Raw genomic sequence first — 24382 nt, forward strand, 5'->3', positions numbered from 1 at the left:
AAAACGCCCATTTTTGACCTATGCTCGAAAGTTTAAACAGCTTCGTTATATGGTTGGCTTCGCTCTGCCGTGAAATTCTACAACTTTATAACACTATAATTTCTCAAACCTTGATAATCACCCTCTTCCGGTACATCCACCACAGGATGCCGAACCAGATGAGCACGAACGTAACGGCTCCCGCCAGCGAAGCGTTACGTGGGTCGGTGAAAGGCGGAGCGATGAAAGAGCGGTACAGATAATCTCTTAAACCAACTTCTTTACCATCGGGCAACGTAACGTGGATGAGACCCATAATACGTGGAATCAGCCCCGATAAAAAAAACACGGTAATAGCATTCACGCCAAACGCCACAAACGGCATCACACCAAAACGGTACTGCTGCACGTCGATGAGCCAGTAACAGATGGCTAAGCCCAGCATGGCCAATCCGCCTGCCAGTAATACGTAGGAACTGGTCCAGAGCGCTTTATTGATGGGAAAGAAGCCATTCCAGCATAGTCCTCCCAGCAACGTCAGACAGCCCACGGTAAACAACCAGGCTATTTTTTCAGGGGCAGATCGGCTGCTACGTAGCCACGTACCGGTCAGAATACCCAGCAAACCCGTGCCGATGGCTGGTAACGTACTGAGCAAGCCTTCCGGGTCCCAGACTTTTGCGGGTTTGTACACGTGCGCGGGTGTCAAAATTGTCCGGTCGAACCAGGCTGCCAGATTGGATTCGGGTTCGAGATTCGGGAAGCCAACGCCCGGTACCGGCACCAGCGTCATCAACAACCAGTATACGACCAAAATAATACCAACCAGCGAAAATTGTTGCCGGTACGTTGTTTTTAGAAACAACATCGAGCAACACAGATAGACCAGCGCGATACGTTGCAACACGCCCGGTAATCGAACCGTAGTGATGTCGAATTTTGGGAAGAAATTCAGAAATAGGCCAAGCAAAAACAACGTAGCACTACGTTTGACAATTTTGAGCATAACGCTCCTGCCCGCCTGAGCGCTACCCGTAACGTATTGGCCCAGCGCGAACGTAATGGACACACCCACGATGAAAAGGAAGAATGGGAAAATCAGGTCAGTAGGTGTCCAGCCATGCCAGGAAGCATGTTCGAGGGGCGCGTAAATGTGGTTCCAATCGCCCGGATTGTTGACCAGAATCATGGCGGCTACTGTCAGCCCCCGAAAAAAATCGAGCGAAAGCAGCCGGGACGAAGCGGGTAGGCTGGTAGGCGTTGAAGTTACTTTCATTTCAGGAACGGTCATTGTCTTGACGTGTAACGCTACGTTTATGCTGTAAAGAAATAAGTAAACTTTGTCAGTTGCTTAGAAAATTAGTACTCGGTTAACATTCAAACCGTTTATTCCTTAAGTTCACTAATTCCCTATAGAAAACCGTTATTTTTATCAGTTTCTATCTCCCTTTTCCTTAGGTCTTATGGCAACTTTCAACAATCAGGTCGCTTTTATTACGGGCGCAGGCTCAGGTATTGGCCGGGCAACAGCCTTAGCTTTTGCCAAAGCCGGCGCCAAAGTCGTTGTGGCCGAAATCAATGAAACGAGCGGCCGTGCTACTATCGATATGATTGTTGAATCAGGTGGCGACGCCCTGTTTATAGCCTGCAACGTAGCAGAACCAACCCAGATTGAGTCGGCCATTCGCCAGACAATCGATCAGTTCAGGCGACTGGATATTGGTATCAACAACGCTGGTATAGGCGGACGATATGGATCGTTCATTGACCAGACTCAGGATGATTTTGAGCAAATGATGGCCGTGAATGTTGGGGGCGTTTTTCATGGGATGAAAGCCCAGATTCGGCAGATGCTGACCCAATCCGAAGGCGGTCGAATTGTGAACGTATCAAGTATTGCGGGTGTCCGGGGAATGCCGATGGGCGCACCTTACAGCGCGTCGAAACACGCCGTAATTGGCTTGACCAAAACGGCCGCACTTGAATACGTTCGCCAGAAAATACGTATCAATGCCGTTTGTCCGGTCTACACACACTCGACTATGGTTGACGAGCTGGTGCAGGCGGCCCCTGCTTTGGGCGAACGAATGCGCCGGTTGATTCCGATTGGTAGGCTAGGTGAACCTGAAGAGATAGCTCAGGCCATTTTGTGGCTTTGCTCCGACGAAAATGCGTTCTTCACGGGTCAGGCTATTCATTTGGATGGCGGCATGACGGCGGGCTAAGCGCCAAAAAAGTTGTGTCAAAAACCCTGATACGTATCAACAAAAAAGTACCGGCTCATTCGGAGACCGATACTTTCATTTCTACATAAATCCAAAAAATTACCTTGGTCCACGACCTCGCGAACGGTTGCTTCCGTAGCCGCTGCGGGCTCCGGGGTTATTATAGTACCGATAACGGGGCGCTGGTGCGTAATAGCGTGGCCGAACAACGACTGGCGGTGCTGGTCGGTAGTAGCCATATGGGCGAGCATAGCCATAAGGGCGATACCCATAATTATATCCGTATGGACGAGGGCCGTAGCCAACGCCAGTATTCACATACGCTGGTCCGCAACTGGTCATTAACATAACGAGCAGCCCCGCAATTACCAGATGCATTCGTTTTATCGTTTTCATGACTATAGCTGTTTAGTAGTCAACCTATTTATCACTTAGACAAATCATGACGTTTTACGTTTAATCAAAACGATAAAAAAACCAATAAAGTTTTTAAGAAAAACCTTATTGATTAAAAATCAGGCTTTTAGCTTTTCTTTTAGATAGGCTAACGACAGTTTATAGGCATCTGTCGCGGCTTCTTTATCATAAATCGGGTTGCTTGGATTGGCGAAACCGTGGTCGGCGTCATACATTTTCACCGTCACTTTTTTGCCTGCCTTCTGCATATTTTCCTCGAACTGCTTCACCGATTCTGGTGTAATACCTTTGTCTTTGCTTCCGAAAATGCCTAATACGTCCGTTTGTAGCGTTTTGAGTTTCTCTACGTCCTGTTCCGGCCGGCCATAATACATCACGCAACCCTTGGCCTGCTGACCTTCCTGAAGCGCCGACTGAAGCGATAACATACCACCAAAACACCAGCCTACGCTGCCAAATTCTGCTTTAGGGCCGGCATAGGCAATGGCTCCCTTCACAATACTGGTAAGGCGATCTTTGCTGGCCCCACTCATGAGTTTCCCCGCTTCGGCCCGGTCGGTGGCTACCTTGCCATCGTACATATCTACGGCCAGTACGTTCACATCCTTCAAATCGTTGTAAAACGCTTCCGATTGCTGTTTGATGTTGTCGTTCAGGCCCCACCATTCCTGATAAACCAGCAGCCATTTGTTCGATGGATTTTTTGATTTCAACAGAAAGCCGTTCGCTGACTGACCATCTGGTGTCGAAAACTTAATCATATCGCCCGCGCCGACATACGTAAACAGAAGCGGATTTTCGTGCAATTTTTGGAAAGCTGGATCTGCGGCCATCTGTGCCATGTCGTGTGATACGTTTGGACCAGCGGGCGCGTGACAAAGAACGATTTCAGTTTGCTGCGATTTCTGTACGGGATACAGGTATGTCAGCAACGATAGCAAGAAGGAAAGTCCTGAGATAAAGATGATTTTCATGGGGCTTTGATAGTTAGTTGAACGTAGTAACCTGTTGAATAGCCGTTTGGTTAAACAGCCGATACCAAATATAACAGGGAATAATCGGGAATGATACGTTTGCTGTTCCAGGCGAAATGCTGGATGGTAAACGCTCGAAAAGAGCGTTGATCGGATTTTGAAATCAGACCAGTCGATAGGCCAACTCTGAAAATTTCCGTAAATCCTGCTCAGTTGGCTATATGCTCCAAAATCAACGGTTTAACTCTTCTAACTTCTTCGCCAACTAACTCCTTCTATTTACCGATAAGTCGCTTTCTATTGCTTCTTTGTCAATTTAAAGGCAATTTTGAGTGAGTACCATCAACAATTCTTAACTAAACTATGCAGGTATTTCTACAAAAAGCCTTCCTATTGTTACTTGGTATGGCCCTGATGACGGCGGCCTATGCCCAGGATCGCCAGATAACGGGTAAAGTTACCTCGGCAGAAGACAACACGCCAATTCCTGGGGCCAGCGTTGTGATACGTGGCTCAACGCGCGGCACGACTACGGATGCAACCGGAACGTATCAGATTCAGGCCAGCTCGGGTCAGGTGCTTCGGGTGAGTTTTATCGGAGCGACTACGCAAGACATTACCATCGGTAACGACAACGTTATCAACGTAACACTGAGGTCAGAAGCCAATGCGCTGAATGAAGTAGTGGTTACGGCACTCGGTGTGAAGCAGGAGCGACGGGCGTTAGGGTATGCTATCAGTGAGGTAAAAGGATCTCAACTTGCTGAAACCCAACGCGAAAATTTTCTTACCTCGCTACAGGGACGTGTACCCGGTTTGCAAATGTCGACCACTAGTGGACTGCCGGGTGCATCGGTTCAGGTTCAGCTTCGGGGCGTAAATTCGATTGGTGGCGACAATTCTCCTCTTTTCGTTGTCGATGGCTTGCCCATTAACAACAGTACGTTCAACCAAAATTCGCTGGTATCGGAAGGGCCGAACCGCAACAATGATTACCTGAACCGTGGGGCTGATATCAATCCCAATGATATTGAGAGTATTAGCGTGCTGAAAGGGCCCGAAGCAGCCGCTCTGTATGGCATCAATGCTGCTGCGGGAGCTATCATCATTACCACCAAAAAAGGCAGAGCAGGACGTAGCAACGTGAGTTATGACAACGTATTTCGGGTCGATCACGTCTATCGCTATCCGAAAGTGCAGTCAACCTACGGGCGTGGTGCTGTAGGAACGCCGAGCCCAACGGCTTTAACGTTTTTTGGCCCGAAGTATCCGGAGGGAACACCCGTTTTTGACAACGCAAGAGCTTTTTTCCGTGACGCTTTGACGAATCGGCACAACCTGACGTTTGATGGCGGCAGCGAAAAATTAACGTATCGGGCGTCGAGCAGCTATACCAATTCGCAGGGAACGGTGCCGACTACGGGTTCGCAGATTCTGAATCTGTCCCTGAATCTGGTTTCTACCATCAGCTCGAAACTCGAAATCTCGCCTTCCATTCAGTATACGAACACCAAGGTTCAGAAGCAGGCGGCTGGGAATTTGGGCTATCTGATTAACCTGCTGACCTGGCCCACCAACGATGATATTACCAATTACCTGAATGCAGATGGTTCACGCCGACGTATTGTTACCGAAGCGGGTGGCGAGTTAGATAATCCGCTGTTCAACGTGAACAAGAATCAGTCCAGCGATCAGACCAACCGGACCATCGGGCGATTGGCCGTAAAGTATGATCCAACGTCCTGGCTGAATATTACGGGACGTATCGGAACTGATCTGGCTGCTACGTCGGGGAACAATTTCATCCACCCTGAAACCAACGACGGTATTGCCCGGAGAGGTGCCATTGAAAACTACAACCAGAACAGCCGGATTCTGACCAGCAACGTATTGGCGACCGTTCGTAAATCGTTCGGCGACAAGATTAAAACTTCATTGTTGGTAGGTGGTGACCTTTATGACTCCCGCGAACAAACGACGGCTACCTACGGCGAGAACCTGTACATTCCCGATTACAACTCATCAAACAATACTGACCCGATTTCGCGGAACCACAAATACACGTTCCTGCAACGGCGCGTGGTGAGTGCGCTGGGCCAGTTTACCTTCGGTTATGGCGATATTCTGTATTTGAGCGTAACGGGACGTAATGACTGGACATCGACCATGCCAATCCAGTCGCGGTCGTTCTTCTACCCGTCAGTTAGCGGCAGTTTTGTATTGTCTGAACTGCCTGGATTACAGGGAAATAAAACGGTTTCGTTCGCTAAGATCAGAGCTTCTTTTGCCGAAGTGGGTAAAGATGCGCGTCCGTATCGGGTGCTGTCGAGCCTAACTACGCAGCTCACGACGGGCGGTGGTTTTGGGTATAATTTCTACGCTGGAAACCCGAATCTGAAGCCTGAATTTGGCAAGAGTATGGAAATTGGCGGAGAGATTCAACTCTACAGCGGACGACTCGGTCTTGACGTGGCTTACTACGATACGCGCCGGATCGATCAGATTGTGGAACAGCGCCTTAGCTACGGAACCGGTTTCGTTTTTGGCTTACTCAACGGTGGTTCTTTTTCTACCAAAGGGGTTGAATTTGCGTTGACTGGAAAACCCGTTAAAACCGCAGATTTCAGTTGGGATGTGATCGTCAATTTCTCGAAATATAAAACCGCCGTGCTGACTCTGCCAGCCGCCAACGTACCGGAATATTACAATTCTGATACGTGGTTATATGGTAACATCCGGGCTTCTGCCTTTGTCCCGAACGTAACAGATTACTTCCCCGAGCAGTCGCTACGTCCTCAGGATTTGCGGGGTTCGGGTTCGGCGCTGGCGTTCGGTGGTTACGACTACATTCGGAACAAGAATGGCCAGATTCTGATCAATCCCGCTTCGGGGCTGCCGGTCATAAACACTAACTTCCTGCCCATCGGCGATCGGACGCCTGATTTCACCATCGGCCTGACGAATTCGTTCCGTTACAAAAATATAAGTCTATCCTTCCTGCTCGACATTCGCAAAGGGGGCGACGTGTTCAATGGCAACGAAATGTATATGTTCCGAACGGGGTTGAGTACCAATACGCTAAATCGGGAACAACCCATTGTCTTTAACGGCGTGCTACGTGACGGGAAGGAAAATACCGAAAACCCGACTGTAAATACTGTTCAGATTACGCCCTTATATCGTAGCGCCGACTATTTTAGTTCTATACCGGAGTCAGCTTTTGTTGAACGGGATATTAACTGGATGCGGTTGCGCGACCTGACACTGAACTATACGTTCCCGACGGATTGGCTCAGCAAGACAAAAGTGATACGTCAGGCGGGGGTGTTTGTGACGGGTACTGATCTGTTTTTGTTGACGAACTACACGGGTGCTGACCCGAACGTAAATGGTACTACTGCTACGTCGCAGGGGGCCGGAGCGGCTGGTTTTGATTTCGGTAAACTGGCTGTGCCACGTGGTATTTCATTTGGTATCCGGGCTGGTTTCTAATCTGACAACGTAACGCGGGTTTCCACCCGCAGTTTGACATAAAATCGCGGGTGGAAACCCGCGTTACTTCTATGAAAAAAAGACTCATTCTGCTACTGACCTTCTTCGCATTTGGGTTGGGCAGTTGCAAAGAATATTTAGATATAAATGCCGATCCCAGTTTTCCGCAGGTATCAGACGGCAATGCGTTGTTACCGCCAATCATTGCCAACATGGTACGTGGTGAGGCCTGGGATACTCGCTACGTAGGCAAATACGACCAGTATTTTGCCAGTTCTACCTCGCAGGATTCCTGGGACCGACAAGGGTACATTTTCGGGTCCGGCGATTTGGGGGGCGAAAAATGGAGTACGCACTACTGGCGGATTGGCAAAAACATCGATTTAATGATCGAGGATGGTAACAAAACCCAGCGGTACGACCTGGTTGGCATTGCGAAAGCCATTCGTGCCTGGAGCTGGCAATCATCGACAGATTTATACGGCGAGATGATTCTGAAGCAGGCCTGGGACAGTGATCGTTATCAGTTCGACTTTGATCCACAGCCCGATATTTATGCGGAAGTGATACGTCTCAATCAGGAAGCGCTGACCGATTTGGCACGTACCGATGGCAAAGAACCGACGGCAGCTACCCGCCCCGGCGACATAGTGTACAAAGGCGATAAAGCGAAATGGGTCAAATTTATTTATGCTACGTTGGCACGTAACATGTTGCATATCAGTAATAAAGCTACGTTCAGCGCAGATAAGGTAATTGAGTACTGTGATAAATCATTGGCGAGCAATGCCGATAATTTTAACGTAACGCACCGGGCCAGCTCATCGAACGATGCCAATTTCTTTGGGCCGCGCCGGGGGAATGTCAATACGTTCCGGGTGACAGATTTTATGATTTCGCTGCTGGACGGGCGCGTTTTGGGGGGCGTTGTTGACCCACGTTTGCCGCTTATGTTTTCGCCGGCTCCCGATGGTGTTTATCGCGGGGTTGTTCCTATCTCAGGCGATCCTAACAACGTAACGGGTAACGTCAGACGGCTTCCGTTCCTGTTTGGTTACTCGCCGGCCATTACGCCTACGCCCGGAACTGGTAAGTTTTTATTTAAGGACGATGCTGATCACCCGATCATTACGTATTCTGAAGTACAGTTTATGAAAGCCGAAGCTGCTTTCCGGAAAGGCGATAAAACGCTGGCGCTCGATGCGTATAGGAAAGGTGTGCAGGCCAACGTAGAATGGGTTAGCACTGTCGACCGGACCGCTACGCCGATTCCGACGGCTGAAGTTACCAAATACATGGCAAGTAAAGCTGTGGCTCAGACTGCCGATGCGCTAACGATGAAGGATATCATGCTGCAAAAGTATATTTCGCTGTTCATGCACGGCTCGCTCGAAACCTGGGTTGATTTGCGTCGGTTTCAGTATGATACGAATATCTATACTGGCTTCCTCATTCCGACCGGTACGAGTCTGTTCCCTGATAATCTGGGTAAGACTGTGCAACGGATGCGCCCTCGCTACAATTCGGAATTCATCTGGAATCGCGGTTCACTGGCAAATATCGGTGCTACGTTGCCCGAGTACCACACGAAAGAACTCTGGTTTTCAACCAAATAATGTATCAACAAGCCATGAAACAAACAATAGCTATCTGTTGCGTAGCGCTGAGCGGCTTGCTGGCTGGAAGCTGCGGTAATAAATTCGATTTTCTGCAGGATTTACAGATGCCTGCGGGTGCGCAGTTGCGCTTCATACACGCGGCTCCTGATGTGCCGGCCTTTGATGTGTACGTGAATGAGCGGCAAATTTCTGGGGCTGCTGTTACTACCACCAACCCAACCGGTAGTGTCCTCTATTCAAATACTACGTTGTCCGTTTTCCCGGCTTCTGAGTACTCAGCTATTCCGGCTGGTACGGCCAAGTTGAAAGCGGTCAATGCTTCGGGCGGTACGGTTGCCAGCCCGTTGATTACGAGCGATCTGGCAGTTGAAGCGGGCAAGCGTTATTCAGTTTTTGCAACGGGGCTGGCACCAAGCTACAGCCTTTTGGTGGTGCCAGACGAACTGCCAGCTTTGTCGGGAAACAACCTTTTTGCGCGTATTGTGAACCTGGTTCCCAACTCGACGGATGTTACGTTGACATACGATGGTAAGGAGGTAATAACTGGCGTTGCTCCCGGAAAGGCCAGTGCTTTTGTTCCGATTGCCCCGCCCGCCGATTATAAATCAGGGCTAATTCGTACGCTGAATTTTCAGGCGAAAGTGAACGGAACGATTCCGGTGACAACGGCAACGTTTGCTAACGCTGCTCCTGGAGCTCAGCCTGGGGGTACTTTCACCTTTTACGTAAGAGGTGTTATGACGACAGACCCCAAGTCGCCAACAAAATATGCTATAAGTTTCGGTAATTACCTGAACCGGTAGGTTGAATAATCTCGACAAAAAATGGCGTCACTACGTAGTGACGCCATTTTTTGTATTTGTCATTCTGAGGAACGAAGAACCTTACAGTTTCTTAACCCTCAAGTTTGGATACATTAAGATTCTTCGTCCCTCAGAATGACAAATGCATACTCGATGTTTAGGCAGTTTACGCTTTCACCAACTCAAAAATGGTGATCTCTGGCAGAATACCGACACGGCCCGGATAGCCGATATAACCGTAGCCGCGATTCACGTAAAGCCGTTGATTGCCTTCCTGATACAGGCCAGCCCATTGCCGATAAAAATATTGCGTCGGACTCCAGCGAATACTACCGATTTCGACACCAAACTGTGCTCCGTGTGTATGGCCGCTGAACTGAACATCAATGTCCGGATATTTAGGCCGAACTTCAGCGTCCCAGTGCGTGGGGTCGTGGGAAAGGAGGAGTTTTACGGGGTACTCTTCGGTGCCTTTATAAGCTTTAGCGAGGTTTCCGGCACGTAGCGCGGCTGGACCAAAACCCAGATTCTGTACGCCGATGAGAGCAATTTTATCACCGTTCTGCTCCAGAATTTTATTTTCGTCGAGCATGATGTTCCAGCCCATCTGCTTGTGAGCCGCCACTACGTTCAGAACGTTCTGCCGTTCGGCCTGCTCACTGGGCCAACGCACGTATTTACCGTAATCGTGATTGCCCAACGTTGAATAAACACCTAAAGGCGCTTTCACTTTATCAAATACGTCGATGTAATTATTGGCTTCTTCGGCGTGGCTATTCACTAAATCGCCCGTAAAAAAGACCAGGTCGGGCTTTTGGCCCATCAGCATCTCAACACCGCCTTTTACTGCCGTTTTATTGAAGAAACTACCGGTATGAATGTCCGAAATTTGAGCGATGGTCATCCCGTGAAAACCCGAAGGCAGGTTTTTCATAGGCAATTTGATACGTCGGATTCGGTAATCGTGCGCGCCCGAGATGATGCCCCACGAAAAAGCTGCCAATGGAATGGTACCAACCACCAGCGCCGTTTTCATCAGGAAATCAGATCGCGTAATGGTATCGTTTGGTAACGTAGTAGTTACGGGCGACGTCTGGCTCGACGCATCCTGAACGGCTTCAATCACAGCAGGTTTGTAGAACAGCGATACAACCCAGCGGAAAAACCGGCCGATGTCGTCGATCAACAAAATCAGGATAGTAAAGACTTTCGAGAAGTATGGAATCGCAATACTCGCCCACAGGAACGTGCGTACCTGACGACTCAGGGAATCGGGCGGTAATAACTGCATCACCACAAATAGCAGCAACGAAAGTACTGTGAACCCCCAGTAAATAAGGGTAATAACTCGTTGCGTGCTTTCGCTGGCCGACCGGCTAACCGTTTTTACGGCCTGCCAGACGTACCAATCAATCAGCAACATGATGACGGGCAGAACAAAGACAAGTGACGCGCGATTCATAGTTTTAAAAAGTAAAAGAATGAAAGAGCAAATGAGCGAAATCGGACCGCCGAAGCGGAGCGAAAACCATCCGGTCACCTTTGCTCCGCTTCGGCGGTCCGATTTCACTCATCACTCTTTCACTCATTAATTATACCAGTTCTTCTTCCGGCTCTTCCTGTGGCTCCAGCGCGGGATCTTTCTTGCCGAACCACTTCATCCGAATCCGTTCGTTGATCCAGTACATACAGGGCACAATGACGAGCGTAAGAATGGTTGAGAACGTTAGCCCGAAAATGATAGTCCAGGCAAGGATGTTCCAGAACACCGAACTATCTCCGCCTATAACCAGGTTCGGATCGAAGTCGCGGAAAAGCGTCACGAAATTGACCGTAAGGCCAAATGCCAGCGGAATCAAACCCAGTACAGCAGCCGACGCCGTCAGCAATACCGGTGTCAGACGAATGCCGCCCGCTTCAATAATGGCCTCACGTAGCGGTACGCCCCGACCACGTAATTCCTCGATAAATTCAATCAGCAGAATCCCGTTTTTCACCACAATACCGGCCAGGGCGATGATACCCACGCCCGACATGATAATTGAGAAATCTTTATTGAAGACGACAAACCCGAGCAGTACGCCAATCAATGAGAACAGGATAGTGACGAAGATAATCAGCGGTTTCACCACCGAGTTGAACTGCGTCGACATGATTAAGTAGATGAGCATCAGGGCAATACCGAAAGCAGCACCCAGGAAACTCATCGATTCCTGTTGGTCTTCCTGCTCACCACCGATACGTACCGTATAGCCGTTTGGTACTTCCATTTCATCGATAACGGGCTGAATCTGAGCGACAATCTGATTGGCGTTGTAGCCTGGTACTACGTCGGAGCTGAGCGTTACGAGTCGTTCCTGATTCTTGCGGTTAATCTGGCTGAACGTAGTGGAATAGCTGATATTCGCTACCGACGTAATGGGTACCTGACGTAGCTGACCACCTAATACCATATCGCGGTAAACGATATTCAGGCTCAGCAATCGGTCAATCTGGCTGCGGTCATCCTGCTTCAGACGTACCATAATTGGGTATTCGTCTTTCGCATCGCGGAATTTCGATACCTCTAAACCAAACAAAGCCGTTCGAATTGCCATTGCAATCTGACCCGACGAAATACCTTCACGTTCCGCTTTTTCGCGGTCGATGTCGATTACAATTTCGGGCTTGTTGGTAATCAGGTCCGATTTCAACTGGTCGATACCCTGAATTCCCGCTTTCGCAATCTTCTGCCGAACCTGCGTTTCCAGCTTTTTCAGTTGATCAAACTCTTCACCCGCAATTTCGATAGCAATCGGCTTACCGGTTGGCGGACCATTCGATTCGCGTTCTACCGAAATCTCGCTGCCCGGCAGTCCGACCATGGCCGTCCGAACTTTCGACAATAACGAATCAGTCGAAATGCCGTTACGTTCCACACCCGGTACAAACGCCACCGTCACTTTCGATTTGTGTGGCGTGTTCGACCGGTCAGGGTTCATGGGGTCGCCCGCGTTTTTACCAACGTTCGAAATAACTGAGTTCACAATGCCCATGGCTTTGTTGTCATTCATGACTTTGAAAACCCGCTTTTCGATTTCCTTCGTCGTTGCGTTCGTTACGCGGGCGTCCGTACCGATGGGCATTACGTTGTACACGTAGATGTAATCCGGCTCACCGCTGGGGAAGAAGAGCACTTTGGGTTGGGCAATGCCGACGATAAAGAACGTCAGGATCAGTAATCCAAACGCGGCAACAATACCCCAGACTGGACGCCAGCCGTGTAATATCCACGAAATCAATTTACGGTAACCGTTTTTCAGGCCCGGCAATAGTGTTTCCTGGAACGGGATAATCAGTTTCGGCGTCAGGACGTAGTGATTAAATACGTACAGAATCAGGAACAGGACGAATAGGTTGCCGATACCCCGGTCAATGACGTAGCCAACGCCAGCCAGCACGGTCAGAATCAATACCGGCCGTTTGATTTCCTGGAAAGTAGGTTTTTTATGATTAGCCTCTTCGTCGTGCCGTTTCATGAACGTAACAGCGAAAACAGGATTGATCACGTAAGCCACGAACAGCGACGCAAAAAGAGTCAGAATCAGCGTCAGTGGCAGAAACTTCATGAACTCGCCCACAATACCCGGCCAGAACAACAGCGGGAAGAACGGCGCGATAGTCGTCAACGTACCTGACAGTACCGGAGCAAATACCTCACCCGCAGCCGCTTTCACCGCCTGTCTGATGTTCCAGTCTTTATGCTGATTGAAGAGTCGGTGCGCGTTTTCGATAACCACAATAGCATCATCGACCACCAATCCTAAACCGAGCAGGAAGGCGAATAACACCATGATATTCAGTGTAAATGCCGTACCGACTACTGGGCCTACCACGGGCATCAAGACAAACGCTACCAGCGCCGACAAAGGCACCGACAGACCTACGAAAATAGCGTCGCGTACACCCATGAAGAACATCAGTACGAGAACCACGAAAATGAAGCCCAGTACAACCGTGTTCACGAGGTCGTTCACACTTTCGCGCGTCCGCTCCGATTGATCGGCGGTGATTTTCACATCTAGACCCGGCGGGAAATGCGACGTTTTGTATTCCTCGATGGTTTCTTCAATCCGGTCGGCAGCCGAAATCAGGTTGGCTCCCGCCCGTTTGATGACATTCAACGTAACAACTGATTTATTATTCAGACGGGCAAAATCCTGCTGCTCCTCAAAATTATCGGTCACTTCGGCAAGATCGCCCAGCCGAACGGTAGCACCCGTTGCTGTACGAATGTTCAGGTTCTGAAGCTGTGCTACGTCGGTAAACTCACCTTTTACACGTACCGTCCGCCGAACACCGTCGATAGGAAGCTCACCACCCGATACGTTGATGTTCTCACCCTGAATCGCCTGTTGAATATCACTGAACGCCAAACCAGCAGACTGCATCCGGGCCAGATCAAGGTTGATCTGAATCTCCCGTGTCAACGCACCCACGATATCGACACGACGGATTTCGGGCATTCCTTCAATCACGTCCTGCAAATCTTCGGCGTATTCTTTCAGTTGTTTCAGCGAGAAATTACCGGCCATGTTGATGTTCATAATCGGCATTTCCGAGAAATCGACATCCTGCGCCGTCGGACCCGCGTCTAGCTTTTGCGGCAGATCTGGCTTGGCTTTGTCGATGGCGTCGCGTACCCGTTGCAGCGCTTCCGCCGATTGAACGTCCGGGTTAAATTCAACCAGAATAACCGATACGTCCTGCAACGCATTCGATTTGATCCGTTTTACGCCCGAGATCGATTTTAACTGCTTCTCAATCTGTTTGTTAATCGTATTCTCGATATCCGCCGGGGCCGTTCCTACGTACACGGTGTTGATGTACACCTGCGGTACTTTGATGTCGGGGAATTGCTCCTTCGGCAGATTATTATACACGAACAGCCCACCAATCGTAATCAGGAAGGTGAAAATGTAAATCGCCGTCCGGTTTTCAACGCACCAGTTGGTAAATCCGAGGGTTTTATATTGTTCAAATTTCATAATGAAATAGTTTTTCGATTCGATTTGTAGAGACAACACATGTGTTGTCTAAAGACCGGATGGTTATTGACCCGGATGGTTTTGCTGACGCATATGAGACAAGGCATGCCTTGTCTCTACAAATTCAAATCAGAAATTTATCGGTTGTCCATCGACCAAATCCTGATAACCAGCCGTAACGATCTGATCGCCCGACTGTAACCCTTGCGTCACTTCAATCTGCCCACCGTACGACTGACCCGTTTTAATGGTTTTGGCTTTCGCTACTTTCTTGCCGCCTTCGTTCACCGCTACGTAAACCAGTTGGCCGTTTTCAGTGCTCTGAATCAGGTTCTGGTTGATCACAATGGCGTTCGACTGAGTCTGGTCATTGATTTTAACGCGTGCCAACATATTTGGTTTCAGTGCGTTATCCGACGGTAGCGGAGCTTCAATCGTGAATGTCCGGGTGGCAGGATCAACGGTTGTAGCCACGAACGTGATTTTAGAACTCAGTTTCCGGTTCAAATCCGGGAATTCAATCTGGATGGCATCCCCCTTCCGAACACTACCCGAATACGTATCCGCAACCTTCGCAACCACTTTCAGTTGCGACAGATTAACCACCTGAACCAGACCCATTCCGGGCATCGCAGATTGACCGATTTTCACCATTACGTGGTCGACAACACCCGAAATTGGGGCCGTTACGGTCGACTGACCGATTTGGGCGTTCAACGTAGAGAGCCGACGTTCGAGCGATTCTTTGTTGTTTTTAGTTTGCAGGTACTGAATTTCCGTACCGATCTGCTGTTTCCACAAAGACGCCTGTTTTTCGAAAACCGTGTTGGCCAGCGAAAGCTGCGTTTTCACTTCTTCCACCGATTCACGTAGCAGTTGATCATCCACTTTAGCAATGGCCTGACCTGCCCGTACGTGGTCACCTTCTTTCACGTAAACCGCCGTAACGACACCACCCGATTTGGGCGAAACCTGTACGTTGTTTTTAGCGTCAATCGTTCCCTGCAATTCCACGAAATGCTTGAACGTACCGGACGTCAATGGCGCGACTGTTACGTCCTTAACGCGGGCTTCTTCCTGTTTTTTCGGGTCGAGTTTGGCGACTTCCGCTTCCAGTGCTTTAATCTTGATATTCAGGTCGGCCTGTTGCGATTTCAACGTAGCAAGTTCTTCCCGTTTAGCGGCCACGTCTGCCTGACCTCCGTTTTGTTTTTTCTCCCCTGAGCAGGCTGCAAGTAAGCTCACAAGGGCAATCGCGTAGTATGCTTTCATAATTAGTGGTGAATGAAAAATGGTGAATGAAAAATGGATAATGTCGTTTCGCCGTCAGAATCCATGAGATCACACCTATTAATCATTGTTCATTTTACATTATTCATTAAAGAAATTACTGTCCTGTGTAGAGTTTCCCACTGGCTTTATCGGCATCAACCTTAGCCAGCATGAAATCAAGCAACGATGCGAAATAGTTGGTCTGGGCTTCGCGCGATGAACTTTCGGCGTTGAGCACTTCGATGTTTGAGCCAACCCCTTCTTTGTACTTGATACGTGTTACGCGCAGAATTTCCTGCGCTAAATCGAGGTTGCGCTTCTGCGTACGTAGCGTTTGCAGACTATTCTGCGTCGTAATCTGCGCCTGTCTGATTTGCAGGTCAATCGAGTTTTTCAGCAGATTGCTTCCCAGCTTGGCTTTTTCGAGCGCAAATTTCTTTTGCTGAGCCAGATAGCGTTTCTGAAAACCATCGAAAACGGGAACCTGAATCTGTAAGTTGATAGCCGCCGAATTGAACCACTGTGTCGTAAAAAATTCACCCAGATTGTTACGTCCGTTGTTATGACCGTAGGTCGCCGATGCAAACACTCGTGGCAGATATTGCTTGCCAATGCTTTGAAAATCAAGATCGGCGAGTTGAATCTGGTTTTGCAACGTAGCAAATTCGATACGTTGGTTGTAATCAAATTCCGGCGAAATCGCTATCGTCCGCTCCAGCTCTTCCAGATTCAAATCCTGAATTTTGTCGGTCAACGTAATGGCATCGTTGATTCCCAGTCCCATCTGGAATTTCAGCAGATAATAGCTCAGACCCACCAGATTTTGCACGTTTTGGCGCTCAGCTTTCAGATTATTCGATTGAACTTCCAGCCGGTTTACGTCGATTTTCTCAACAAATCCCTGCTTATTCAGGGCTGTTGTTTCGTTCAGAAGCGTATCGATCCGGGCGATGTTATAGTCGAGCAGTTTGATACGTTCTTCGCTGACCAGCACATTATAATACGCCTTGGCGACCTGTTCCGCTACGCTAATTTTCGAAGCCGTTATGTTTTTCTGGCTTAGTTCACGCAACGTAGCGGCTGCTTTCAGGCCAATTTTGTAACTGGCGTCATACAGCAACTGATTTAACGTAGCAGATACGTTTCCCTGGAAATTTACCCCAAACGGGATGGCCGTTACGCCCGCGTTTTCTGGCTGATTACCGCTTGTAGCTGTTGTCGAACTTCCTCCGCCAAAACCACCGGCTGGCAGGATAAACTTCTGAATTATAGCATTGTAGGTCAGTAGGCTTGCGATACTCACCTGAGGCAGCGCATTCGACTTGACCTCCCGAATCCGGGCTTCGGCACTCAGGGCATCCAACCCCGAATTTTTCACGTTGATGTTGTTGTCTACGGCGAACTTTATCGCGTCGTTCAGCGAAAAGTCCTGCTTGTTCTGAGCCAGCAATGGACCGCTGCTCACCAGAGCAAGTGCGCCGACCATTATGGCTAGTTTCGTATTAATGAACTTCATGGTTGTACTGATTAACATACTGGTTGTAGATGGTGAATCCTTTCTCGGTCAGCATTCCGCGCACGAAATGGTGAATTAGTTCATATTGAATTTGTTGCATAGTGAATTGGTCAGTTGAAAATAGTTCGGGATTAAAGGCAAGCTCGATTTGTTCGACCCGAAGACGGGCTAAAATGGTCGGATTTATATCAGGACGATATAGGCCTTGAGTAATACCTTTTTGGATATTTTCAAGAATAGAGCGCATAATCTGACCTTCTTTATATTGGCGGAACAAGGCAAACGCCTGGGGGTAGTAGCGTTTTACATCGACCATTAGATTAGGACTGACCTGATCAGCATGTTTCTGCATCATGTTCAGCACGTACAACATCTCTTCTACCGGATTGAGGCCCTCTATGGCCATGCAATCCATTTCTGAGAGATTTCTGACCGTTTTATCCTGAATAACCTGGTATAGAATCTCTTCTTTATCGTTGAAATGCTGGTAAATCGTCTTTTTTGAAATACCAAGCTGTTTAGCAATATCCTCCATTGTTACGGAGCGTACACCATACTTCCAGAACAACCGTTCAGCCTCTGCCAAAATCCTCTGTTTCATCAAAAAATAGAACTTTTACAGGATGAACTTCGGAAACTCAAATATAGTTCTGAGTTTCCGGGATAATTTGGAGAAAGTGATGAACGGCCCGAAAAGTGGAGTGAACCCGCCCAAATCACCGATGAAATTTGCGGTATTTTGCCAGCGAATCTGTAATGCGTAGAGACAAGGCATGCCTTGTCTCTACGTTTCCCCAAAAAGAAGCCCTACTTTTGTTCTCTGATATTTGTTACTGTTTATCTGATGCCTCAGGCTATCCATTTTATTTCCATTGGCGGTAGCGCCATGCATAACCTCGCCCGCTCGTTGCAACAACAAGGTTACGTTATTACCGGCTCCGACGACGAAATCAACGAACCTTCGCGTACTCGGCTGCAAGCGCAAGGCTTACTACCTGTTAGTCCGGGCTGGTTTCCTGAAAAAATTCATGCTGAACTCGACGGCGTTATTGTCGGAATGCATGCCAAATCGGATAACCCTGAGTTGGTTCGGGCACAGGAACTGGGCTTGCCTATCTACTCCTATCCTGAGTTTGTCGACCAATTGAGCCGAAATAAACAGCGCATAGTGATTGCCGGTAGCCACGGCAAAACGACTATTACGGCGATGATTCTTCACGCACTCACGCACTACCAACGTAACGCCGATTATGTAATTGGGGCCGTGATAAATGGCTTCGATTCTACCGTGCGTCTAACAAACGATAAAGACGAAACGGCTGCGCCGATTATCATTCTGGAAGCCGACGAATTTCCTTCTTCGCCTATTGATACGCGGCCGAAGTTTCTGCAATACCAGCCCCACATTGCCCTTATCAGCGGAATATCATGGGACCACGTGGCTTACTATCCAACCTGGGAAACATATGTCGACCCGTTCGAGTCGCTGGCTGAAGCCATGCCGAAAGCAGGTATTTTGATTTTCGATGAGTCGGACGATATGCTCGATGTAATTGGTCAGAAAGAGCGCGAGGATATTACCAAAATTCCGTATCAGGCTCACCCCAGCGAAGTTATCAACGGGCAAACGTATCTGATTACGAGACAGAAACAGAAGGTACCGGTACAGATTTTTGGCGAGCACAATATGAAAAATATTGCCGGAGCCATGATAGTCTGCGACCGAATCGGCATCACGGAAGATCAATTTTACGAAGCCATTCCGAGTTTTGGTGGTGTGAGCAATCGGCTCGAAAAAATTGCTGGAACCACCGACAAACGTATCGTTTTCCGCGACATTGCTCATGCACCTGCACAGGTAGAAGCAGCTACGCAGGCTGTTAAAGCTCAATATCCGGCTCAGAAATTGTTTGCTGTGCTGGAATTATCAGCTTCCGATGTAGCGAACAGCGATTTCCTGGAAGAGTATAAAGACAGCCTGAAAGCTGCTGATGCTGTGACCATTTATGCGAATGCTACGTCTGATAGCTTCAATCCTGAACATATGGCTGCTACGTTCGGCCGGTCTGATTTACGTGTGTTTACTGATACGTCAGCGCTACAGGCGTATTTGCTGGAGCAACGCGAGAAGGCCGATAGTTTCCTGTTTATGAGTTCTGCTACGTTCGGAGGACTCGATTTGGCGGCCGTCGGTCGTCAATTGGTATAAAACATGTCAATGAGCATTTTTGTCCTGCTGAGGCACGAAGCATCTTAACATATCCTTACCTGTGAGTGATGATACGTTAAGATGCTTCGTGCCTCAGCAGGACAAAACCCTTATAAAAAGGATAATTACATTCGCTAAAAAATCATGCAAAGTATAGTTGTTTATTGCGGTTCCAGCCCCGGAACGAACCCCCTTTATAATGAAGTCGCGCTGGAGCTTGGCAAAAAGATGGCGGCTCAGGGTATCCGTCTGATTTACGGTGGTGGCGGCTTCGGCCTTATGGGCGACGTAGCAGATGCCGTGCTGCAATACGGTGGCGAAGTAACGGGTGTCATCCCCAATTTTCTGGCCGATCTCGAAGTGGCCCACAAAACACTGTCCGAGCTGCATTTTGTGGAAACCATGCACGAGCGGAAATACAAGATGGTACAGTTGGCTAAAGGAGTGATTGCCCTGCCCGGCGGCTACGGCACACTCGATGAATTGTTTGAAATTCTGGCCTGGCGGCAACTAAAAATTTACGAAGGCCCAATCGCCATCATCAATATCAACGGCTTCTACGACCTGATGATTCAGCAACTCGACCGGATGGTGGACGATGGATTTCTTAAACCCCAAAACCGTGAATTGCTTATCGTAGCCGAATCGGTTGATGAAGCGCTGGAACAAATAAGTGCTTTCTGGAATGGTGGTGAAATGGAGTCGTTGGAATGAAAATGAAATGATACGGCCGGCTGCCGTATTGATTCATGAAACAACGTAGTGACCTGACCTAGACCTGTTTGTTTTCACGTATCACTAATAATTGCGTGTGCGGATTGAGAATTAATGTTCCATCAACTCCTTTCCACATACCCTGTAGCGCCACCAAAGCTGCCTGTGCCTGCTCCAGTTGTTCAAATTCAAGATCGATGATCACGAATTGGGAATCATTTACCGGCTGGTAAATCCGATACTTTTTAACGCCCATCTTCTTTCTACCAATAGGATCACTATCAAAAGCCTTTTTCCAGCCGTCACAATGGGCAATTTTGTGTTCAATTCGTAAGATAATCATACAAATCAAGTTGGTTCAGTGAAGCTGAAAATACATTTTTTTACGCATCGCAGGTAACTATAAATCCAACCTAATCAGGTGAACGGCAGCAAAATGTCAACAGGTTTCTACCCGCGTTGTCTAATGGTCAAATAAATCGGGTAGCTAATCGCGATGAACGCAATGGCGTATAGACTACTGGAAAAATCGCCGATGACAACGCCGATCAAAAACGCCAGCGACATAATAAGCAGTGTCCAGGTCGAGAATGGGTAGCCCCAGGCACGTACCGGTCGCGGAAGTTCGGGCTCGGATTTACGCAGACGTATTAGGGAAGCAAACCCCGATGCGTAACAAAGCACGAAAAAGAACGTAGCAATATCGGAGAGTTTGCCATACGTATTGGTCAGAATCATCAGCACCGACGCGATGGCTGTCAGCGCAGTAGCGTAGGTAGGCGTACCACCCGCGTTTACGTGCGTGACGAAGGGAAAAAACAGACCATCGCGCCCCATCGCAAAAATGACGCGCGGATTGAACATAATCTGGGCATTGATGATACCCATAATCGAAATCATCAGCAGGAACGTAACAACCTGCGCACTGCCCGGCCCAAACAGGTATTGAATGGCATCGGCAGCCGCCAGCTTCGAACCCGCCAGCGTCGAAACCGGCAGTACGTAGAGCAGGGCCAGATTCACTAGTACGTAGATACCAATAATCAGTAGGACACCGGTTATCATCGAGCGGGGCAGATTTCGGCTGGGATTTACGTCTTCTTCGGTAAAATAAGCGGCTGTGTGCCAGCCATCATAGGTGTAAAAGATAGATTGTAAAGCTGCCAGAATACCTAGCCAGACACCACCTTCTGCCAACGGACGAATGTCGCTGACTGAGGGAGAAGCCGATTTCTCTGGACTTACTGTAAAACAAACGATGACAAATGCCAACAGTCCCACCGCTTTCAGTAAACTCATCACTTCCTGCGCCCGGCTGGCCAGCATAACTCCCACCGAGTGAAACGCCACAAAAGCCGCGAGAATACCAATAGCCACAAATTTCTGGTACGTTTCCAGCGAAGGGAAAAGCAAACTGGTGTATTCGCTCATGACAGCGGCCCCAAACGCCATCGCCGATACGCTCCCCAGCCAGCTACTGATGCCGATTACGAAGCCCGCATAATCGCCAAACGCCCGGCGCGTATACACGTACCAGGCCCCCGCCTTAGGCAGCATGGTTCCCAACTCCATCACCGACAGCGACCCGGCCAGCGCGTAAAGACCAACTGCCAGCCAGACAGCAATAATCAGTGTCGGGTCGCCGATGTCCTGCGTTATTGGGCCAGGTTTTCGCAGAATACCGGTGCCAATAGTGCCGCCAATCGTAACCGCTATGCCGAAACCAACACCTAATAGTTTTTTTAGCTGATTTTGAGCCATAGTAGAGAAAAAGTGAACGGAGGGGAATCCTACAATGATAGCGAAAAGTTGTCTGTTCAACGTAGCACAGGACGCTAAAACGACCTTCGTGACTGATTTTTTGTAAGTTTGTCGGCATGAGACTGTTGCTGACACACCCATACGTATTGATTTTTATGGGCGGAGGAGTTGGGAGCCTGCTGCGCTACGTTGCGGGTCGCTACGTACCGGCTACGCTAACGGGGTCGCCTTTTCCGAATGCCATTCTTTTCGTGAACGTAGTAGCCAGCTTTATCCTTGGTGCGGTGGTCAGTTGGGCAACGTATCGACAGGATGAGGCCGCTCGTTTATTGATAGGCGTTGGTTTCTGCGGAGGGCTCAGTACGTTTTCGAGTTTCAGTTACGATACCGTAGCTCTATTGCAAAATGGACGTACCGGAGCCGCTTTGCTCAACATTGGTTTAAACGTAGTGCTGTGTCTGCTGGCTTCGGTGGCGGGACTTTGGCTGGGTCAAAAACTATAAAAACAAATAACTATGCAGATTGAACCGCTCGCTGGTCTGACTCAGCAATTGGCTGAACGTAAGCCAATACGTCTGTTTCTATCGGTTTATACGACCCGGCAATCTGCGCTTCTGACTTTATTTTTTCTGTTACGAATGGCTGTTACGAACTTACAAGCCCAGGATTTAGAACTATCTCGTCGATTACATGATGCCCACGATACGTTCAAGGAAAAGACGCTGAATCACCGTCGGTTCAAGCATAACGATATTGTCCCGCTGATCCACCGTTTGAGTGGGCCATTATCAGTTAGTCAGGCAGGTGAATCGCTGGAAAAACGGGCTATTTATCAGGTGAAAGCCGGAACCGGCGCTACGAACGTATTGCTCTGGAGCCAGATGCACGGCGATGAGGCCACGGCAACGATGGCGATGTTCGATATTTTCAATTTCCTGCAAGCTAAAAACGACGGTTTCGATGCGCTGCGGCAAACCATCCTGACCAATACGTCCATCTATTTTGTGCCGATGCTCAATCCCGACGGAGCCGAGCGTTTCCAGCGACGTACCGCTACCGACATCGACATGAATCGCGATGCGTTACGTTTGCAAACGCCTGAAGGAGCCTTGCTGAAACACCTGCAACAAACCCTGAAACCGCTGGTTGGTTTCAATCTGCACGACCAGAATCCGCGGTATAGCGTGGCAAAAACCGGTAAACAAGCCGTAGTCTCATTTCTGGCTACGGCCTACGATGAAGAACGTAACGTGAACGATGTTCGGCAGCGGTCGATGCAGTTGATTGTGGGAATGAACCGCGTTTTGCAACAGTTTATACCCGGTCAGGTCGCTCGCTACGATGATGAATTTGAACCCCGTGCGTTCGGCGATAACATTCAGAAGTGGGGTACTACGTTGATTCTGATCGAATCGGGCGGATTCAAAGGCGACTCTGAAAAAATGACGATTCGTCGGTTAAATTTCGTCGCTATTCTGACAGCCCTGAAATCCATAGCCGATGGTTCGTATAAACAGGAGAACATGGCTGATTATCCGACGATTCCAGAAAATGGACGCGCTTTATTCGACGTATTAATTCGAAATGCTACCACCATGCGTGATGGTCATCCGGTTCGAGTCGACATAGGTATAAATCACCATGAAGTGAGTGACAAATCGGCCCGCTCATTTCATTATAGAAGTGCCATTGAAGACATTGGCGATCTGTCCACTTTTTTTGGGATAGACGAAATCGATGCTACAGGACTGACACTCATACCGGCTACCATCCATCCCGATACGCTTGATTCGGTAGCGGAGTTGTCTAAACTGGATTTGCCAAATCTTCGCCAAAACGGAGTGCTTGCCTTTAAGGTCAAAAAAGCTCAGCAAGGCGTTTTCCCTTCTCAGTCAATACACGTATTGCACGAAGGTAACTTACCGGCACAACCTCTCGAACTAGAGCAAATTCCTACGTTTTTACTTAAAAATGGAAATCAGGTTCAGTATCGGTTTGTCAATGGTTTTTGGGAAGAGAAGCCTGAACGAGTTCAGAACGGAATTATTGATTAAGGCTAACAACGGATTCGTATAACGTGGCAGGAACTCCAAATGTATTGGCTCAGAATTATGGTTTTCCTCAGGCATTAGGTGAATTCCTTCGTTATTCTTACTACTCGACTAAATCCATGAACTTTTAGGGAATAAATAGATGTTCGGCAGTAAATTTGCGCTAGCCACTACTTAACCAGTAAGATCGTTTCTAAATTGTACACATTTTTTTTCAAGGAGTTTAGATTCTTGATTGAGTGCTAAGGACTTATTAACTTGGCAATTCTAGGGATTTATACTCAAATATGTGCGAGTTTTCATTCTCCCTAATAATCCTTTCA

18 protein-coding genes are annotated in these 24382 nt (G+C 48.6%); 8 read left to right on the forward strand and 10 right to left on the reverse strand.

Annotation, left to right across the window (positions count from 1 at the left end; genetic code table 11):
* Positions 1-103 precede the first annotated feature (103 nt).
* Complete coding sequence (locus IC229_RS18635) at positions 104-1255, reverse strand: acyltransferase family protein (protein ID WP_190888518.1); 1152 nt, start codon at positions 1253-1255, stop codon at positions 104-106.
* 187 nt (positions 1256-1442) lie between these two features.
* On the opposite strand from IC229_RS18635, the gene IC229_RS18640 reads away from it, so the two are divergent.
* Positions 1443-2204 (forward strand): glucose 1-dehydrogenase, encoded by a 762-nt coding sequence (locus IC229_RS18640; protein ID WP_190888519.1) that lies wholly within the window; start codon positions 1443-1445, stop codon positions 2202-2204.
* Positions 2205-2303: 99 nt separating this feature from the next.
* Here the strand turns inward: IC229_RS18640 and IC229_RS18645 are convergent, their stop codons facing one another.
* Positions 2304-2600: a hypothetical protein gene (locus IC229_RS18645; protein ID WP_190888520.1), complete on the reverse strand. Its 297-nt coding sequence runs from the start codon at positions 2598-2600 to the stop codon at positions 2304-2306.
* A gap of 119 nt (positions 2601-2719) precedes the next feature.
* Positions 2720-3595 (reverse strand): dienelactone hydrolase family protein, encoded by an 876-nt coding sequence (locus IC229_RS18650; protein WP_190888521.1) that lies wholly within the window; start codon positions 3593-3595, stop codon positions 2720-2722.
* Between the two features lie 363 nt (positions 3596-3958).
* Here IC229_RS18650 and IC229_RS18655 point away from each other — a divergent pair, with 363 nt between their 5' ends.
* From IC229_RS18655 to IC229_RS18665, 3 genes are all read left to right on the forward strand, one after another.
* Positions 3959-7087, forward strand: a complete 3129-nt coding sequence (locus IC229_RS18655; protein ID WP_190888522.1) for a SusC/RagA family TonB-linked outer membrane protein — start codon at positions 3959-3961, stop codon at positions 7085-7087.
* Between the two features lie 71 nt (positions 7088-7158).
* Positions 7159-8703 carry a SusD/RagB family nutrient-binding outer membrane lipoprotein gene (locus IC229_RS18660; RefSeq protein WP_190888523.1) on the forward strand — a complete coding sequence of 515 codons (1545 nt, stop codon included), beginning with the start codon at positions 7159-7161 and terminating at the stop codon, positions 8701-8703.
* A 14-nt stretch (positions 8704-8717) separates the two neighbouring features.
* On the forward strand, positions 8718-9509 hold the full coding sequence (locus IC229_RS18665; protein WP_190888524.1) for a DUF4397 domain-containing protein: 792 nt from the start codon (positions 8718-8720) through the stop codon (positions 9507-9509).
* Positions 9510-9675: 166 nt separating this feature from the next.
* Here IC229_RS18665 and IC229_RS18670 read toward each other — a convergent pair whose 3' ends face one another.
* From IC229_RS18670 to IC229_RS18690, 5 genes are all read right to left on the reverse strand, one after another.
* Positions 9676-10971 carry a metallophosphoesterase gene (locus IC229_RS18670; protein ID WP_190888525.1) on the reverse strand — a complete coding sequence of 432 codons (1296 nt, stop codon included), beginning with the start codon at positions 10969-10971 and terminating at the stop codon, positions 9676-9678.
* Between the two features lie 130 nt (positions 10972-11101).
* Positions 11102-14536 carry an efflux RND transporter permease subunit gene (locus tag IC229_RS18675; protein WP_190888526.1) on the reverse strand — a complete coding sequence of 1145 codons (3435 nt, stop codon included), beginning with the start codon at positions 14534-14536 and terminating at the stop codon, positions 11102-11104.
* A 129-nt stretch (positions 14537-14665) separates the two neighbouring features.
* Positions 14666-15808 (reverse strand): efflux RND transporter periplasmic adaptor subunit, encoded by a 1143-nt coding sequence (locus tag IC229_RS18680; protein ID WP_190888527.1) that lies wholly within the window; start codon positions 15806-15808, stop codon positions 14666-14668.
* 115 nt (positions 15809-15923) lie between these two features.
* Positions 15924-17324: a TolC family protein gene (locus IC229_RS18685; RefSeq protein WP_190888528.1), complete on the reverse strand. Its 1401-nt coding sequence runs from the start codon at positions 17322-17324 to the stop codon at positions 15924-15926.
* On the reverse strand, positions 17311-17925 hold the full coding sequence (locus IC229_RS18690; protein ID WP_190888529.1) for a TetR/AcrR family transcriptional regulator: 615 nt from the start codon (positions 17923-17925) through the stop codon (positions 17311-17313). The genes IC229_RS18685 and IC229_RS18690 overlap by 14 nt, the downstream gene beginning before the upstream one ends.
* 243 nt (positions 17926-18168) lie before the next feature.
* Here IC229_RS18690 and IC229_RS18695 point away from each other — a divergent pair, with 243 nt between their 5' ends.
* On the forward strand, positions 18169-19533 hold the full coding sequence (locus tag IC229_RS18695; RefSeq protein ID WP_190888530.1) for a UDP-N-acetylmuramate--L-alanine ligase: 1365 nt from the start codon (positions 18169-18171) through the stop codon (positions 19531-19533).
* Between the two features lie 144 nt (positions 19534-19677).
* Positions 19678-20247 carry an LOG family protein gene (locus IC229_RS18700; RefSeq protein ID WP_190888531.1) on the forward strand — a complete coding sequence of 190 codons (570 nt, stop codon included), beginning with the start codon at positions 19678-19680 and terminating at the stop codon, positions 20245-20247.
* Between the two features lie 58 nt (positions 20248-20305).
* Here IC229_RS18700 and IC229_RS18705 read toward each other — a convergent pair whose 3' ends face one another.
* On the reverse strand, positions 20306-20590 hold the full coding sequence (locus IC229_RS18705) for a hypothetical protein (protein ID WP_190888532.1): 285 nt from the start codon (positions 20588-20590) through the stop codon (positions 20306-20308).
* 107 nt (positions 20591-20697) lie between these two features.
* Positions 20698-22008 (reverse strand): APC family permease, encoded by a 1311-nt coding sequence (locus IC229_RS18710; protein ID WP_190888533.1) that lies wholly within the window; start codon positions 22006-22008, stop codon positions 20698-20700.
* A 116-nt stretch (positions 22009-22124) separates the two neighbouring features.
* Here IC229_RS18710 and crcB point away from each other — a divergent pair, with 116 nt between their 5' ends.
* Positions 22125-22511 carry a fluoride efflux transporter CrcB gene (gene crcB, locus IC229_RS18715; RefSeq protein WP_190888534.1) on the forward strand — a complete coding sequence of 129 codons (387 nt, stop codon included), beginning with the start codon at positions 22125-22127 and terminating at the stop codon, positions 22509-22511.
* Between the two features lie 135 nt (positions 22512-22646).
* Positions 22647-24062 carry a M14 family zinc carboxypeptidase gene (locus tag IC229_RS18720; RefSeq protein WP_190888590.1) on the forward strand — a complete coding sequence of 472 codons (1416 nt, stop codon included), beginning with the start codon at positions 22647-22649 and terminating at the stop codon, positions 24060-24062.
* Positions 24063-24382: the final 320 nt, after the last annotated feature.

Origin of the sequence: Spirosoma profusum, assembly GCF_014699005.1 — a bacterium.
In the GTDB taxonomy this organism is placed as follows: Bacteria; Bacteroidota; Bacteroidia; order Cytophagales; family Spirosomataceae; genus Spirosoma; species Spirosoma profusum.